The organism is Paraburkholderia bannensis NBRC 103871 (assembly GCF_000685015.1).
Classification (GTDB): domain Bacteria; phylum Pseudomonadota; class Gammaproteobacteria; order Burkholderiales; family Burkholderiaceae; genus Paraburkholderia; species Paraburkholderia bannensis.
In genome coordinates this window covers 40,353-56,528 of the sequence record NZ_BAYA01000005.1, presented here as the reverse complement: position 1 = coordinate 56,528, position 16,176 = coordinate 40,353, and the positions used below count along the sequence as shown (strand labels likewise).

General features: G+C 63.0%; 17 protein-coding genes. 4 read left to right on the top strand and 13 right to left on the bottom strand.

Going from position 1 to position 16,176, the window contains the following annotated elements:
* Positions 1-45 precede the first annotated feature (45 nt).
* From BBA01S_RS09030 to BBA01S_RS09015, 4 genes are all read right to left on the bottom strand, one after another.
* Entirely contained in the window at positions 46-315 is a 270-nt protein-coding gene (locus BBA01S_RS09030) for a hypothetical protein (protein ID WP_042296556.1), read from the bottom strand.
* Positions 316-341: 26 nt separating this feature from the next.
* The gene (locus BBA01S_RS09025; RefSeq protein WP_027816135.1) at positions 342-2,474 is read right to left on the bottom strand and encodes an alkaline phosphatase family protein; all 2,133 of its coding nucleotides are present in this window, start codon (positions 2,472-2,474) and stop codon (positions 342-344) included.
* Between the two features lie 99 nt (positions 2,475-2,573).
* Positions 2,574-3,491 carry a LysR substrate-binding domain-containing protein gene (locus BBA01S_RS09020; protein ID WP_027816134.1) on the bottom strand — a complete coding sequence of 306 codons (918 nt, stop codon included), beginning with the start codon at positions 3,489-3,491 and terminating at the stop codon, positions 2,574-2,576.
* Between the two features lie 127 nt (positions 3,492-3,618).
* The gene (locus BBA01S_RS09015) at positions 3,619-4,533 is read right to left on the bottom strand and encodes a LysR family transcriptional regulator (protein WP_027816133.1); all 915 of its coding nucleotides are present in this window, start codon (positions 4,531-4,533) and stop codon (positions 3,619-3,621) included.
* Between the two features lie 101 nt (positions 4,534-4,634).
* Here BBA01S_RS09015 and BBA01S_RS09010 point away from each other — a divergent pair, with 101 nt between their 5' ends.
* Both BBA01S_RS09010 and BBA01S_RS09005 read left to right on the top strand, forming a co-directional pair.
* Entirely contained in the window at positions 4,635-5,657 is a 1,023-nt protein-coding gene (locus BBA01S_RS09010; protein ID WP_027816132.1) for an aldo/keto reductase, read from the top strand.
* Between the two features lie 18 nt (positions 5,658-5,675).
* Entirely contained in the window at positions 5,676-6,089 is a 414-nt protein-coding gene (locus BBA01S_RS09005; protein WP_027816131.1) for an SRPBCC family protein, read from the top strand.
* A gap of 71 nt (positions 6,090-6,160) precedes the next feature.
* Here the strand turns inward: BBA01S_RS09005 and BBA01S_RS09000 are convergent, their stop codons facing one another.
* The 3 genes from BBA01S_RS09000 to BBA01S_RS08990 all read right to left on the bottom strand — a co-directional run bounded on the left by BBA01S_RS09000 (position 6,161) and on the right by BBA01S_RS08990 (position 8,746).
* Complete coding sequence (locus tag BBA01S_RS09000; protein ID WP_027816130.1) at positions 6,161-6,580, bottom strand: SRPBCC family protein; 420 nt, start codon at positions 6,578-6,580, stop codon at positions 6,161-6,163.
* Positions 6,581-6,669: 89 nt separating this feature from the next.
* On the bottom strand, positions 6,670-7,476 hold the full coding sequence (dkgB, locus tag BBA01S_RS08995) for a 2,5-didehydrogluconate reductase DkgB (protein ID WP_027816129.1): 807 nt from the start codon (positions 7,474-7,476) through the stop codon (positions 6,670-6,672).
* A 31-nt stretch (positions 7,477-7,507) separates the two neighbouring features.
* Entirely contained in the window at positions 7,508-8,746 is a 1,239-nt protein-coding gene (locus tag BBA01S_RS08990; RefSeq protein ID WP_027816128.1) for an MFS transporter, read from the bottom strand.
* Positions 8,747-8,850: 104 nt separating this feature from the next.
* On the opposite strand from BBA01S_RS08990, the gene BBA01S_RS08985 reads away from it, so the two are divergent.
* Together BBA01S_RS08985 and BBA01S_RS08980 are read left to right on the top strand one after the other, a co-directional pair.
* Positions 8,851-9,753 carry a LysR substrate-binding domain-containing protein gene (locus tag BBA01S_RS08985; RefSeq protein ID WP_027816127.1) on the top strand — a complete coding sequence of 301 codons (903 nt, stop codon included), beginning with the start codon at positions 8,851-8,853 and terminating at the stop codon, positions 9,751-9,753.
* A gap of 312 nt (positions 9,754-10,065) precedes the next feature.
* Positions 10,066-10,479, top strand: a complete 414-nt coding sequence (locus tag BBA01S_RS08980) for a DUF3331 domain-containing protein (protein WP_052391709.1) — start codon at positions 10,066-10,068, stop codon at positions 10,477-10,479.
* 174 nt (positions 10,480-10,653) lie between these two features.
* Here BBA01S_RS08980 and moaD read toward each other — a convergent pair whose 3' ends face one another.
* From moaD to BBA01S_RS08950, 6 genes are all read right to left on the bottom strand, one after another.
* On the bottom strand, positions 10,654-10,911 hold the full coding sequence (gene moaD / locus BBA01S_RS08975) for a molybdopterin converting factor subunit 1 (RefSeq protein ID WP_027816125.1): 258 nt from the start codon (positions 10,909-10,911) through the stop codon (positions 10,654-10,656).
* A 60-nt stretch (positions 10,912-10,971) separates the two neighbouring features.
* The gene (locus BBA01S_RS08970; RefSeq protein WP_027816124.1) at positions 10,972-11,502 is read right to left on the bottom strand and encodes a molybdenum cofactor biosynthesis protein MoaE; all 531 of its coding nucleotides are present in this window, start codon (positions 11,500-11,502) and stop codon (positions 10,972-10,974) included.
* A 29-nt stretch (positions 11,503-11,531) separates the two neighbouring features.
* Positions 11,532-12,596 (bottom strand): GTP 3',8-cyclase MoaA, encoded by a 1,065-nt coding sequence (gene moaA, locus BBA01S_RS08965; protein ID WP_027816123.1) that lies wholly within the window; start codon positions 12,594-12,596, stop codon positions 11,532-11,534.
* 137 nt (positions 12,597-12,733) lie between these two features.
* The gene (locus tag BBA01S_RS08960) at positions 12,734-13,645 is read right to left on the bottom strand and encodes a bestrophin family protein (protein WP_027816122.1); all 912 of its coding nucleotides are present in this window, start codon (positions 13,643-13,645) and stop codon (positions 12,734-12,736) included.
* 116 nt (positions 13,646-13,761) lie between these two features.
* Entirely contained in the window at positions 13,762-14,769 is a 1,008-nt protein-coding gene (gene cydB / locus BBA01S_RS08955; protein WP_027816121.1) for a cytochrome d ubiquinol oxidase subunit II, read from the bottom strand.
* Between the two features lie 4 nt (positions 14,770-14,773).
* A complete protein-coding gene (locus BBA01S_RS08950; protein ID WP_027816120.1) occupies positions 14,774-16,162 on the bottom strand; it encodes a cytochrome ubiquinol oxidase subunit I in 1,389 nt (462 codons plus the stop codon).
* Between the last annotated feature and the right edge of the window lie 14 nt (positions 16,163-16,176).

The window sequence follows — 16,176 nt, the reverse complement described above, 5'->3', positions numbered from 1 at the left end:
CCGCGCGGCCCTTGTTTCAAGGGCGATTCGCGCGGCCCGCCTCGATCAGGGCGCGCAGTCCAGTTGCGTGTTGAGCAGGGGCTGCGAGGCGGCGACGCCCGACGCCGCGCAACTGCCGGAGGCAGGCGCTGCGACGATCGCGACCGGCGCGCTTGCGCCGCCCGCACCGGCTGCGGCGGTATTGGCCGTTGCGCCCGCACCCGATGCGTTGCTGTTCGAGCCGTCGCCGCAAGCGGCCAGCGACACAGCAAGGGCGGTTGCAAGAAGCGCCGCCGCGCCGAAGCGAATGCCTTGAGGCATGAAAGCGTGATTCATCGTCGAATATCTCCGGGCAATATCGTTCAAGGCAACAGCGTGGACAGCGGCTTGCCCGAACCGTAGACAGTCTGCAATTCGGCTTCCGTCACGGTGCGCTTCCAGAACGCGAGGTCGCCGAACGACTGCACATCGGGCGGCGTCGCCGCGCATTTGCCGGCCGTATAGGGCGGCGTGTCCTTGCAGGCGTTCATGTAGTACTGGCCCGTGCCGTCCTCGTTCAAGCCGAAGGAGCCCAGACCCGGCAGCTTCGCGACATTCACCGTAAGCGACGCGGTGTACTTCTGTTCGCCCAGCACCGGGTCGAACACATAGCCCGTCATCGTCTTGCCGCTCGTGTCGATGCTCAGCGCGACATAGGCCCACTTGTTGGCCGTGACGGTCGCCGAATTCATGTCGTTGCGGGTACTACCATCGCCCACGTTGAAGCGCACGTTGCAGCTCGTGGTCGATCCCGGGAACAGGCCGATGGCGATACCCGCATTGCCGCCCGAGTAGTAGTTCTTGTTCGACAGCACCGGCGTGCCGTTGCCCGTGAGGTTCTGGCACGACGTCATGAACCAGAAGCCCAGCGTGAATTGCGTCTGCTTAGTCACGTCGTTGGTCTGCTGGAGGCGATAGCCGTCGAAGCCGTTCGTATCGACGATGCTCGTATCGATCTTGAGACCCTTGCCGCCGAACGGATCGGCCGTGAGCGAGCCGCCGTCCGCGTCCGAGGCCCACGCGGCCAGCGTGCTGGCGCTCATCTTGTCGACGGCAGGCAGCGCGCCGAACGGGTAATACGTCGACAGCCCGTTCGTCAGCGTGGTGGCGAGCGCGGGCGGCGGAGGCGGGGGCGGCGGCGGGGCTACATAGGCCACGCGAATCAGCGACGAAACTGGCGCTGCGCCCGCTGCAACCGCGTAATTGAAGGTATAGGCGCCCGTCGTGCTCACGCCGAGGTTGCTGTCCGTATAGGTCGTCGTGCCTGCGGGCAGGCTGGCGATCTGCTGGCCGTCGCGCAGCACGGTGATCGCACCGGCCGTGGGCGCGGCCCACGTGAGCACGGTGCTGGCGTTGTCGCTGCCCGTCACGCCGCTCAGTTGCGAGACCGGCTGCTGTCCCGTCAGCTCGCCGCCGTCGAGCGCATACGTCGCGGCAGACGGCAGCGCGCCTTGCCACGCGAGCAGCGTGGGCGCGATATCGGCGATGCTCGCACGCGTATAGAGGTCGGCGAGCGAAGTGGGCGCGGCGCTGCTGCCCTGGCGGCCGTTGCTCTGCGTATTGATGCCGATAAAGCTCGTGGATTCGGCTGCGAGCGGCAGGCCGTCCGTGCCGCCTGCCGCGTTCAGGCCGTGGCTCGCGCTGACCATCACGAGCCAGTTTTCGCCGCTGCGTTTGGCGGTCTCTGCAACCAGCGAGCCCACGGCGTTGTCGAGTTGCGTGAGCGTGCTCGCGTAATTCGACGAATTGAGGCCCCAGTTCAGGGCCGCGTCCTGCGCCGAATGATATTGCGCGACGACGAGCGAATAGCCGTTGTCGATCATGCTCAGGCCTTGCTTCGTCACGCAGCTGTCCACGGACGCGCAATTGACGACGCTGTCGAGGTAACCCGCGTTCTGATCGGCGGCGAGGATCGCGGCAAAGCCCGGCGAATCGAGCGCCGCGCCGAGCGTGCCCGCACCCGCCGATTTGAGCATCGAGAACACGGTTGGCGCGTGCAATGCCTGCCCGGCAGCATCGGAATTGATCTGGTGGCGATCGGCCCACGTGCCGGTCACAAGGGTTGCCCAGCCGGGCGTATCGAGATTCGGCTGCTGGCTCAGGGTGCTGTTCACGCCGCCGCTGTAGGCGGGCGCGAAGTTGAGCTTTGCAAGGTTCGGCAGCTTGCCCGCTGCAATCGCCGTGGTGAGCGCGTTGTACGTCACGCCGTCCAGTTCGATCACGAGCATCTTGTTGACCGGCGTGGTGCTGCCGGTGCCAGTGCTGGTGCCCGCGCCCGAGCCGGTGCTGCCCGCAGCGTTGTTCGCCGCGCCCGACGAGCCCGATGCGCCCGACGCGTGCGTCGTCTCGCCACCGCATCCCGCGAGTGCGCCAGCGAGCGCGAGCGCGCACAGCGCCTGCACGCCTGCCGCTATGGCTGCCTTCGTAGCTGCCTTCGTGGCTGCCTGCCTTGTCATCGTTTGTCCCCTGCTGTTCGTATCGCCGGACAGTCCGGCGAGTGCAGGAAATCTTACGAAGCCGGTAAGACGGGCTTATTTCGTTTTACGCAAGATTACCTATAGGCGTATCGGCATTTTTTGGGTGGGCGCGTGCGTCCCGTTCAGTGGCGGGTTCAGCGTGTCATTGAGCGTCGCCATGAACGCGACGATCATGCGCGTGTTCGCGCGGCTGCGCAGATGGTAGAGATACTCGTGAACCACCGGGCCATCGGGTGCGATCGGCACCGCGACCAGCGACGCGCCGCGCGGCACCTCGCCCGATGGCATGAGCGCACAACCGAGTCCATGACGGATCGCTTCGCAGATTGCCTCGCGCCCGCCGATCTCGATGAGCGACGCGGGTTCGATGGCGTCGCGCGCCAGCGCCGCTTCCGTGGCGTCGCGCGTGCGCGAACCGGGTTCGCGCAGCAGCAGCGTTTCGGTCTTGAGCACTCCCAGTTCGACCGGCCCCTTGCCCGCCAGCCGATGGCCGGGCGCCACGACGAGCACAAGCTTGTCGTCCGCGATCCGGTGGCATACGAGGTTCGGGTCGTCCACGGCGTTCGACGACACGGCCACGTCGACGCGAAACTCCATCAGCGCATCGAGCACGCCCTGCGAGTTGTCGATCTCGATGCCGAGCTGCACCTGCGGATAGCGGCGGCGAAACGCGGCGATGGTCGGGAGAATGTAGTACGGGCCCGTCGCGCCCAGCCGGAAGCTGCCCGCAAAGAGTTCGCGCTCGTTGCGCAGCGCGAAATCGATGTCGTGCTCGGTCTGCATCATCCGGTCGATGAGCGGCATGATCGTCGCGCCGGTCTGCGTGAGGTCGAGCCGGCTGCCGCGCCGGAAGAACAGCTCGACGCCATAGTGCTTTTCGAGCTGCTGGATGCGCGAGGTGACGGTGGGCTGGCTGACGTCGAGACGCCGTGCGGCGGCCGTGATGCTGCCTTGCCGGACGGTCTCGTAAAATGCGGCCAGTAACGAAGCGAGCATGGTCGATGCGTAAAATGGCCGACACTTTACTGTGTTATTGCGACGATTTTGTTACGGTCTTACACGGCGGGTAAGGAATTGGCCGCGTTCGACGGGTCAGGCATGCTGTCCATTGCACGGTAAATAATCAGGTCGCCGAATTAATTATCGGCGTGCTCGACTGCAACAGCACCTTGCGGAAGTGCTCCACCAGCGGCCGCAGGTTGACCCGGTGCCACGCGGCCCAGAGCGCCGTGCGATAGCTGAACCACGACAGCTCGCGCAGCACGACGCCCGCTGGCGCCTGATGGCGCAGGCTTTGCTGCACCATCGTCAGCCCCAGTCCCGCAGCGACGAGTCCCAATGCGGCCAGCGGCTCGGTGGCCTCCAGCGCGATATCGGGCGTGAATCCCGCCTTGGCGCAGGCCGCTATGAAGTTGTCGTGGCGCAGCGCGCCTTCCGTGCGCATCACCCCAATCCATTTCTGCGCGGCCAGATCGTCGGGCGTGACCTTCGCCGCTTTGGCGAGCGGGTGATCCTCGGGCATCGCGATCAGCATGGGATCGTCGAGCACCTGGGCGGCCAGCAGGTCGGGGTCGTCGGCGGGCGGCGGCTCGGCCACGAGCGCGATGTCCAGGCTGCGCTGCCGCAGGCCCGTGAGCTGGTCGGCGGACTGATGGTTGTAGAGCGCGATGTGCGTGTCGGGACGTTCCGCGCGAAGCTGGCGCAACGCGTGGGGCAGCACGCCCGAATGCATGGCGTTTTCCAGGTAGCCGATGCAAAGGCCGCCTTCGTCGCCGCGCCCCAGCCGCCGCGCGAGCGATTCCAGGCGCTTCGCATGCGTGAGAAAGGCCTGCGTTTCAGCGAGAAACGTGCGCCCGTCTCTCGTCAGACGAATGCGCTGCTGCGAGCGCTCGAACAGGGTCAGGCCGAGATTTTCTTCGAGCTGGGCAATCTGGCGGCTCAACGGCGACTGCGAAATATGCAGCCGTTCGGCGGCGCGGCCGACGTGTTCTTCTTCGGCGACCGCCACGAAATAGTGCAACTGGCGAATGTCCAGCATTCAAGACCTCCGAGGACTCAAGTTTGTCGAATTATGTCTTGGACAGACTTAAATCCGCAACCTAGACTGCCTTCTACCGACTCACACACAGGAGCAAGTCGATGAGCATCAAGGATAAATTGCCGGCTGGCACGCAGCTTGGCTTTGGCGCTGCGCCGCTGGGCAACATGTTCCGCAACATCCCCGAAGACGAAGCGCTCGCGACGGTCAAGGCCGCGTGGGACACGGGCGTGCGTTACTTCGATACGGCCCCGCTGTATGGCGCGGGCCTTTCGGAAATCCGCCTGGGCGACGCGCTCGCCGCTTACCGGCGTGACGATTACGTGCTGAGCACGAAAGTGGGCCGCGTGATTCTCGACGAAATCGAGGATGTGAGCGCTCGCGACCTTGGCGAAAAGGGCGGCGTATTCGAATTTGGCCGTCCTAACAAAATCGTCAACGACTATTCGGCCGACGCGACGCTGCGTTCGATCGACGAAAGCCTGAAGCGCCTGAAGACCGATCGCCTGGATATTGTCTGGGTGCACGACGTCGCGCAGGACTTTTATGGCGACGAATGGCTTGCCGTATTCGAACAGGCCCGCACGGGTGCATTCCGTGTCCTGTCGCGGTTGCGCGACGAGGGCGTCATCAAGGCGTGGGGCCTGGGCGTCAATCGCGTGGAGCCCTGCGAACTGCTGCTCGATCTTTCCGAAACGAAGCCCGATGGCTTCCTGCTCGCGGGCCGTTACACGCTGCTCGACCACGAGCGCGCGTTGCAGCGCCTGATTCCGGCCGCCGCCGCACAGGATGTTGAAATCGTCGTGGGCGGCCCGTATAGCTCGGGCGTGCTGGCAGGCGGGACGCATTTCGAGTATCAGAAGGCCTCGCCCGAGATTCTCGCGAAGGTGGAGCGCATCAAGGCGATTGCCGCGCGTCATAACGTCAGCGTCAAGGCGGTAGCGCTTCAGTTCGTGCTGGCCAATCCGGTGGTCGCCGCCGCGATCCCAGGTGCGAGCAAGCCCGCGCGTATCGCAGAAGATCACGCGGCGCTCAAGGAAACCGTGCCCGCCGATCTTTGGCGCGAACTGCGCGAACAGGGTCTGGTCGCGGCCAATGCGCCGCTGCCGATCGATCGCGCCTAAGCAAACCTGGAGAACGATATGGCCCATGCAAGCGCATCCATCCGGATCGCTGCCACACCCGATGTGGTGTGGCAGTTGATCGGCGGCTTCAATTCCCTGCCTGACTGGCTGCCCTTTATTCCGAAGAGCGAACTGAGCGAAGGCGGCCGCGTGCGCCACCTCGCGACGCCTGGCGGCGACGTGATCGTCGAGCGGCTCGAAGCGTTCGACCAGCAGGCGCGCAGCTACAGCTATTCGATTCTGCAAGCGCCGTTTCCGGTCACGGGTTATCGCTCGACGTTGAGCGTGACGGCGATCGAGGGCGGTCATGAGGCGCAAGTGGACTGGAGCGGTGAATTCACGCCGAATGGCGTGAGCGACGAAGAGGCGACCCGTCTGTTCGAAGGTATTTATCGTGACGGCCTGAACACCCTGGCGGCATCGTTCGCGTAAGCGATCATGACGGTTAAGCCCGGCGGGCTGCCTGATGGCAACCCGCCGAGCTTTTTTTTGCCAGCTTTTATCTAGTGCTTTTCCACAAGCGATTTAAGGCGATTCAAACCGGCGCGGTACAGCACTTCGTAATTGCCTGAGAGCGCAGTAGTCTGCGCCGCATCGACGGGCTCAAAGCTGCTTGCCCACGTCACCGTCGTCGTATTCGCGCCGTTGCGGCGCGCGCTGACCGTGGCGACGTAATGGCGCACCGGGTCTGGGCCTTCGACAATCGAGTAGCGATAGAACGTGCCCGCATCGCTGTGTTCAAGCAATGCCTCGACGATGACGGCGCCGTCCAGCGCTTCCAGATGACGCACGCGGCCTTCTTCGGTGAGGCGCGACGAACGAATAAATTCAAGCCAGTTAGGCAGCCCATTGAAATCGCCGAGCAGATTCCAGACCGGTTCAACGGGCGCGGCGATATCGAGCGAAACGCTGACGCTTGCCATGGTATTTCCTTGATTAATGCAGGTGTAAAAAAAGCGGCGCGCCTGGGTGCGCGCCGCGACTTCTTCAGTTCAGACCAGCGCGAGACGGCTCAGTCCCACTGCGCGGCCAGACCTTCGGGGCTCACTTCGCGGCCATTGCGTTCGAGCGCGGCGATCTGCGCCATATCGTCGGCCGTGAGTTCGAGCGTCTGTGCCAGCAGGTTGCTTGCCAGGTTCTCGCGCTTCGTCGACGACGGGATCACCGAATAGCCCAGATGCAACGCCCAGGCGAGCGCGACCTGTGCGGGCGTGGCGTGATGGCGTTCGGCAACCGCGCGGATCACCGGGTCGCCCAGCACCTTGCCGTAGGCAAGCGTCATGTACGACGTGACGTGAATGCCTTCCTGCTGCAGAAAGCTCACGAGCTTGTGGTTCTGCAGGTACGGGCTCAATTCGATCTGGTTGGTGGCGATGTTGTCCTTGCCGACTGCGGCAATCGCCTGCTTCGTCAGTTCGATGTTGAAGTTGGACACGCCAATCTGCTTCGTCAGGCCTTGCGCTTTCGCTTCGGCCAACGCGCCCATGGTTTCTTCGAGCGGCACGCCGTTGTTCGGCGCGGGCCAGTGGATCAGCGTGAGATCGACGGCGTCGGTGCGCAGCTTGCGCAGGCTTTCCTTGAGGCTCGGAATCAGCTTTTCACGCGAGTAATGATCGACCCAGATCTTGGTGGTGAGAAACAGCGCGTCGCGCGCGATGCCGCTGGCGGCAATGGCTTCGCCGACTTCGGCTTCGTTGCCGTAGATCTGCGCGGTGTCGATCGTGCGGTAGCCCACTTCAAGGCCGTTGCGCACGGAATCGATGACGACCTGGCCTTGCAGGCGGAAAGTGCCCAGACCGAAGGCGGGAATATGGCTCATGATTGGCTCCGTAAAAATGGGTGAGTGGCGATTAAAAATTTGTCGTTGAAATTTCGCGTGCTGCGTTCGACGTGTCCTGGCGTTTCAGTGCCATTTGCGCAAGCACGAGCAGCAAGCCGGAAGCCGCGATTAGCGCGCCGACGATGGGCACCGCGGCATAGCCAAAGCCCGCCGAAATCGCCGCGCCGCCTGCCGCCGCGCCCACTGCATTGCCCAGGTTGAAAGCGCCGACATTCACCGAAGACGCCAGCCCCGGCGCCTGTGCAGCGGCACGCATCACGCGCATCTGCAAGGGCGGCACGACGGCGAACGTCGCGAGACCCCACACGACGACAGCAAGCGCGGCCCCCAACTGCGTTTTCACCAGCAGCGGGAACGCGAGCATCACGGCGACGAGCAGGACGAGAAACACGATCAGGCTGCCATTGAGCGAGCGATCCGCGAGTCGGCCGCCGGCAACGTTGCCGATCGAAAAGCCCACGCCCACGAGCACCAGCATGATCGTCACGAAACCCGGCGTGGCGCCTGCGAGATGTTCGAGCGTCGGCGCGATATAGGTGTAGAGCGTGAACATCGCGCCAGCGCCGAGCACGGTGGTCGCGAGCGCCATCAGCACGACGGGGCGCACGAGCACCTGCAACTCGCCGCGCACGTGCGGGGCCTTGCCGGCTTCGCCACGCGGCAGCGCGAAACGCAGGGTCAGCATGGTGAGCACGCCCAGCGCCGCCGTGGCCGCGAACGACATGCGCCAGCCGATTGCCTGGCCGAGCCACGTCGCGGCAGGCACGCCGCCGATATTGGCGATGGTGAGGCCCATGAACATGGTGGCGACGGCGCTGGCCTGCTTGTGACGCGGCACGACGCTCGCGGCCACGAGCGAGCCCAGCCCGAAGAACGCGCCGTGATTGAGGCTCGTGACGAGGCGCGCGACCAGCAGCGTGGTGTAGTCGGTCGAGAACGCCGAAAGCAGGTTGCCGACGGTGAAAATCGCCATCAGCGCGATGAGCGCCGAGCGCCGCGACCAGCGCGACAACGCGAGCGTCATCAGCGGCGCGCCGATCATCACGCCGATGGCGTAAGCCGTGATGAGCATGCCCGCGCTGGGAATGGAGACGTGCACGCCTGCCGCGATGACGGGCAGGAGGCCCATCGGAGAGAACTCGGTGGTGCCGATGGCGAATGCACCCATCGCGAGCGCGAGCAGGGTGAGCCACGCGTTGCCCTGCGCATCCTGCGCGGTGCTGGACGAAGCGGATTGATCGAGAGACATGGAGAGCGATCCTGGGGTTGGCTGGAAACGAACCGCAGTGTGCGCTCTTTACTTTTGCCTAAAAAGTCACCTATAAACCAATATGTTTTGATTTCAAATCAACAATGAAAATCACTCTGGACGAGCTTCAGGCCTTTGTGACCGTGGTGGACAGCGGCTCCATCACGGCGGCGGCGCATCAGCTTGATCTCACGATTTCGGCAACCAGCCGCACGCTGGGACGCCTGGAGGACAAGCTCAAGACCACGTTGCTGCGCCGAACGACGCGGCGGCTCGAATTGACCGAGGAAGGGCGGGCGTTTCTCGCCGACGCGCGCGCGATCATCGCTTCCGTGGAGGGCGCCGAGGAGCAAATGGCCGCGCGCCGCGAACGGCCATCGGGGCGCCTGCGCGTGGATGCGGCGACGCCGTTCATGCTGCACGTGATCGTGCCGCTCGTGCAGGGCTATCGCGAGCGCTATCCGCAGGTCGAACTGGAACTCAATAGCAACGAAGGGATCATCGACCTGCTGGAGCGCCGCACGGACGTGGCGATCCGCATTGGCCCGTTGAAGGACTCGACGCTGCACAGCAAGCCGGTGGGCCGCAGCCGCGTGCGCGTTCTTGCCTCGCCCGCGTACCTGAAAGCGCACGGGCACCCACGGCGCGTGAAGGAACTGGACAAGCACACGCTGCTGGGCTTTACGGAACCCGATTCGCTCAACCTCTGGCCGGTTGCGGGGCCGGACAGCGAGCCGTATCGAATCGCGCCCGCTGTTCGCTCGTCGAGCGGCGAGACCTTGCGTCAGCTCGCGCTGGCGGGCACCGGCATCGTGTGCCTGTCGGACTTCATGACGGCGCGCGATCGCCGTGACGGAGCGCTGGTGCAGCTTTTCGCGGGCCAGACGCAGGATGTCCGGCAGCCCATCAATGCGGTCTATTACCGCAATACGGCGATTTCCGCACGTATTGCTTCGTTTGTCGATTTTCTGATTGAAGCCGTGCGCGGCACGGAATTCGAACGTTAATTGGCAAGTTCGCGCGCCGCGAACTGTACTCCCTTCAACAGCGCAGGAGTGTGATTCATCAGACGCTTTAACGGGCACTAGTATGAAGCCTGTACCGTTGATTCACGATTCTGCCTTGCCAGAGCGATATACCCCGATGAATGCACACCAATTCATTGTATCGGGTCGAAAAGAATCATTTCCCTCATGCCGGTGCTAGCATGCAAATTCACGTGTTGGTTCTATCGATGAATCGCAGTTGGATCGCTCGCGCATGACAGAATGATCGTATGAATCTGGCCTGACAATTCACCATTGAAGGGAAGACAGACGATGCACCAAGTCAGTATCGACCATGCCTGGCAATACACGCTCACGCTGCTGGGCGGCGGCTCCGTTCTCCACGATGGCGTGCATGACAAAGCGTGCCACGCCGCGAACGGCCTCTCAAGATCCTCTCATCCCGACATCATGAACGGCGCTCCCGCACGGCGCGCCAATCTGGCCTTTGTCGAGGTCTGCAAGGACAAGCTCATATCCGTATCGTGGAGCGATCCCACCAGCGGACACTATACGGAGCAGCTCTGGCGCCTGTGCATCGCGCGAAAACGCGGCCAGTGCGCGCTCACGGGCAACGATATCCTGCGCGGCGACAAGGTCTACCGGCCTTTCGTGCGCGGCACCACGCCCATCAACGCGGACTGGGCCGTGCTCGCCTCGGCGCTGGAAATCGAATCGGACGAGTAAAGTCGGCACGCCAGAAAAAAATCCCCAAAGCGGGGGGACTTTGGGGATAGCGGAGGCCTTTACTATGGACGTCGCGCAAGCTGCGCGACCGGTGAGGATATTACCTTCGCATCGCTCGCCGGCGAAAGGCACATGCGCCGATATCAATTATCGGCCGCATGCGCGCCTTGAATGTTAGCCACCCGTCACAGGCGGAAAGAACGCAATTTCGCTGTCCTGCCGAACCACAAAGGTATCGGCGACCATTTCGTGATTCACGGCTACGCGCACCGGGCGCGCCATGTCCAGCGCTTCGGCGGCTTGCGGGCTGCGGGCAATCAGCCTGTCGCGCAGGCCATTGATCGTAATGAGCGGCGCATCGATGTCGATGGTTTCCTGCGTCAGCCCGAGTTGCTCGCGAATGCTCGCGAAATACTTGATGGTGAGTTTCATTGAATCATTCCCTGGTTCATTTCCTGCGTACCGCTCATCGTGCTGCGTCCATGACCGGGTTCAGCCCCAGCGCAGCATCGCCTGTTCGTCGCGCGAGCGGGCATCGACCCAATGCGCGCTGCCATCGCGGCTGACTTCCTTCTTCCAGAATGGCGCATGCGTTTTCAGGAAGTCCATGATGAATTCGCAGGCCTCGAAAGCCGCCGAGCGATGCGGCGAGGCCACCACGACCAGCACCACGGCATGCCCCAGCGCGATGCGGCCCACGCGATGCACGATCTTCACGGCGTCCAGTTTCCAGCGCGCCGAAGCCTCTTCGACGATGCTCCAGAGCGAATGCTCGGTCATGCCCGGATAGTGTTCGAGTTCGAGCGCGACGACATCGTCGGTATCGCCGTTATGGCGCACGATGCCGATGAAATCCACGACCGCGCCCACGTTGGGGTTGCGCATGATCGGCGAGACTTCGGCGACGATGTCGATGGGCGCGGGCTGCACGCGCACTTCGAAGCCCGCCGCGATGCCGCCAGGCAGCGAAGGCGCGTCGACGCGCGATGGCGCGGTTTCAGGATCGGTTTGATGGGTCGTCATGGCTATTCCGGGTAGGGGCGAAACGCGGCTCAGCCGCCGACCAGCGACATCCGTACGGTGGGCCAGCTTTTGCGCTGCCCGCTGCGCCGGCGGTCGGCGTTGAGTTCCGAATACTGGTCGTCGCGGTTTTGCCAGCGCGTGCTGATCGCGTCGATCAATTCATCGCTGGACACGGCGTCGCCAAGCCACGGCTTCAGGTCGGCACCCTGCTTGGCAAAAAGGCAGGTAAATAGCTGACCATCGGCCGACACGCGCGCGCGCGAGCATTTGCCGCAAAACGGCTGCGAGACGCTGGCGATAAAACCCACTGTGCCTTTCGCATTTGCAATGCGGTAATTCACCGATGTGGAAGATTCGTCGGCGTAGAGTGGCAGCAGCGCAAATTCGTTTTCGACGATGGCCCGCATGTTTTGTGCGGTGAGCACCGTCGAATTCGACCAGCCGGCCGCGCCGCCCACGTCCATGAATTCGATGAAGCGCACGGCGATATCGGTATTCATGAAGTGGCGCACGAGCGGCAGGATCTGGCTGTCGTTCACGCCGCGCTCGATCACGGCGTTGACCTTGACGGGCGCGAGGCCAACGGCCTGCGCCTGTTCGATACCGTCGAGAATCTGCGCGACAGGCATGTCCACGTCGCTCATGCGGCGGAAGATGGCGTCGTCGAGCGCGTCGAGACTCACCGTGACGCGCGAAAGCCCAGCGTCACGCAGGCCGCGCGCTCGCGCCGCAAGCAGCGAACCATTGGTCGTGAGGGCGATATCCAGCGGCGCGCCGCTTAACGTCGTCAGGCCTGCAAGGCGTTCGATGAAGGATTCCAGCCCGCGGCGCAGCAACGGCTCGCCGCCCGTGATGCGAACCTTTTCGACGCCCAGCGCGACGAAGCCGCGCACCAGCTTCATCATCTGGTCGAAGGAGAGCCGCTCCGATGCGTTCAGGAAGCGGTAATTCGCGTCGAACACCTCGCGCGGCATGCAGTACGTGCAGCGGAAATTGCACTGATCGATGACGGACAGGCGCAGGTCGCGCAGCGGGCGAGCGAGTTCGTCGCGCGCGGGCGCACTGGCGGTGATGGCTTCAGCGATGGCGTTCACTTTGTTTCCCGGAGCCGTGGCGAACAGCAACGTAGGTGATGTCGAAAACTTGCAGAGTGAAGCATAGGGCCGCGTCGCGGTCTGGCTGGTGCACAGTCCGTGACGCTATGAAGCAGTACAGTTGGGCTCAGTTGAGTTCAGGTCAGCTGATAGGGGCGCACGGGCTGCACGGGATCGGGAATCGGGCAGCCGCAGAGTTCGAGCACGGAGCGCTCGATATTGCGCGACATCGCGTCCAGCGCGAGCGCATTGGGCGCGACGCTGAACGGGTCGGCGACTTCGCTGGCGATGGCTTCCAGCGCAATCAGCGTGTACGAAATGAATACGCACAGCAGCGGCGTGAAGAACTCGGTGGAATCGACCAGGCCGAATGGCAGCAGCACGCAATAGGCGTACACGGTGCGATGCAGCAAGACGTTATAGGCGAAGGGAATGGGCGTCGATGCAATGCGCTCGCAGCCGCCCAGCGAGCGGCCCAGTTCGAGCAGCTGCGCGTCGAACATCCACAGCTTCGTATCGGATGTATGCATACGATGTTGCGGCATGGAGAGGTCGCGGCGAATTTCGTTGAGCAGCGCGGCGGGTTTGTAGCATTGATCGGCCAGCCGTGCGGCCTGGTCGCTGCCCAGCAGCCGCGTGAGATCGGGCATGGGATCGGTGCCGCGCAATTCGTGCTTGAGCGCGTAGATGAAGGCTATCAGCCGTTGCGCGATCAGCAGGGTATCGACGCGCTCGGGCACGTAGCAGAGCATTTGCGAAGTGAGCGTGCGCGAGGCGATCAGCAGGCTGCCCCATAAATGGCGCGCTTCATTGAAGCGTTCGTAACTCGCGTTATTGCGAAAGGCCAGAAAGATCGCCAGCGCCACGCCAAATAGCGTGAAGGGCGCGGTATTGAGCGGGATCTTTTCGCCGAATACGCGGCCATGCGTGAGCACGGCCAGGATGCTGACGACCGCCATGAAACAGAGCTGCGGAATGATCGACGAGAGCACCGAGCCGTTCCAGATGAACAGCAGCCGGAACCAGTTTTCGCGGGGCCGGACGATCATGATGTCGATGGATCGCAGGATGGGCCGATGGATAGACCGACGGGTAGACAGATAAACAGGTCGATCGGCCGTGTGCGCCAGGTAGGCGCGCACGACCTTCCACGCGGGCAGGCGCTTCAGTGATAGCCGTGGTCGCCCTCGCGCACCTTGCCCCGGAACACGCGATATTGCATCGCGTTATAAATGAGGATGATGGGCAGAACAATCACAGTGCCCACCAGCGCGAATAGCTGGCTGGAATGACTGGACGACGCCTCCCAGATCGTCAGCGAAGGCGGAATGATATACGGCCAGATGCTGATGACAAGACCCGTATAGCCCAGAAAACAGATCGCGAGCGAGAGCAGGAAGGGCATGGATTCGTGCTCCCGGTTCAGCGAGCGATAAATGCCCCACACGCACAGCACCACGAGAATCGGCACTGGCAGGAAGTAGCCCAGGTCGCCGCTCAGGAACCAGCGCTGGCGCACGGAAGGCAGCCCCAGCACCGTCCACAGGCTCACAATCGCAATCGCCAGCAGCAGGATGGCGACGAGCGGGCGCATCACGAAGCGCATCTTGCGTTGCAGTTCGCCGTCCGTCTTGAGGATCAGCCAGCCGCAGCCGAGCGTTGCATAGGTGAGCAGCACGCCAAAGCCGCAAAAGATGCTGAACGGAGAGAACCAGTCGAACGGGTCGCCCGCGAATTTATCGTCGACGATCTTGATGCCTTGCAAAAGCGAGCCGAGCGTAATGCCCTGGCACATCGCCGCAAGCGCCGACCCGCCGATGAACGCGAGATCCCACGCGTGCTGCGTGCGGGTCGCCTTGGCGCGCAATTCGAAGGCCGCGCCGCGAAAGATCAGGCCGACCACCATCAGGATCAGCGGCATGTAATTGGCGGGCAGGAGCGTCGAATACACCACGGGAAACGCGCCATACAGGCCCGCGCCGCCGAGCACCAGAAACGTCTCGTTGCCGTCCCACACGGGCGCAACGGTATTGAGCATGACTTCGCGCTCGCCCTTGCCTTCGAAGAACGGAAACAGCAGGCCGATGCCCAGATCGAAACCGTCGAGCATCACGTAGATAAACACGCCGAGGCCAATGATGGCGGCCCAGATCACAGGAAGGTCGATTTCCATGGCCTTATTCCCCCACGACGGCGTCGAGCGCGCGATTGTGCAGTCCCGGATACTTGAGCGACTCCATGCTTTCCACGCCGGTCGCCGGGCCTTTCTTCATCATTTTGAGCATGTAATAGACGCCTGTTCCGAACACGAGGAAATAGACGATCACGAAGATCAGCAGCGACACGCCAGCCTGTTGTGCGCCAATTGGCGAGACCGAATCGATGGTGCGCACGACGCCATACACCGTCCACGGCTGGCGGCCCACCTCGGTCGTGATCCAGCCTGCCAGCAACGCCACGATGCCCGACGGCCCCATGCAGAACACGAGCCACTGGAACCAGCGTGCTTCATAGAGCTTGCCGCCGCGCCGCAAAATGAGGCCCAGCACGGCGGTCAGCAGCATCAGCATGCCCAGCCCCGCCATGATGCGGAACGTCCAGAACACGATGGGCGAGAACGGCCTGTCCTGCGGCGCGAATTCCTTCAGGCCGCGAATTTCGCCGTCCCAGCTATGGGTGAGAATCAGGCTGCCCAGATGCGGAATCTGGATCGCGTAGCGCGTGACCTCGGCATTCATATCGGGCAGGCCCACGAGATTGAGCGCGGTGCCGCCGTGTTCGGTTTCCCAGAGGCCTTCGATGGCGGCGATCTTGGCGGGCTGATATTCGCGCGTATTCAGGCCGTGCGCGTCGCCCACCAGAATCTGGATTGGCGCGAGAAAGAGCAGCATCCACAGCGCCATCGAAAAGCTGCGCTTGACCGGCATGTCGCGCCGCCCTTTGAGCAGATGATAAGCGCCGCAAGCGGCCACGATGAACGCGGCGACGATAAAGGCCGCAATCGTCATATGCGCGAGGCGGAACGGGAATGACGGATTGAAGATGATCTTCCACCAGTCGACCGGAACGATGCGGCCGTTCTGCATCGCATAGCCTTGCGGCGTCTGCATGAAACTATTCGACGAGAGAATCCAGAACGTGGAAATCAGCGTGCCGATCGCAACCATCACCGTGGCGAAGAAGTGCGACTTCGGGCTCACGCGGTTCCAGCCGAACAGCATGACGCCCAGAAAGCCGGCTTCCAGGAAAAACGCGGTCAGCACCTCGTAGGTGAGCAGCGGCCCGGTAATATTGCCCGCCACCGTCGAAAAGCCGCTCCAGTTGGTGCCGAATTCGTACGCCATCACGACGCCCGACACCACCCCCATGCCAAAGCCCACGGCAAAGATCTTCACCCAGAAGCGGTACATGTCCTTGTAGGCCGCGTCGCCGGTGAGAAGCAAGCGCCATTCCAGCACGGCGAGAAAACTCGCCATGCCAATGCTGATGGCGGGAAACGCAATATGGAAGGAGACCGTAAATGCAAACTGCAGCCGGGCCAGATGAAATGCGTCGAAGATATTCATGATTCTTGTGAACT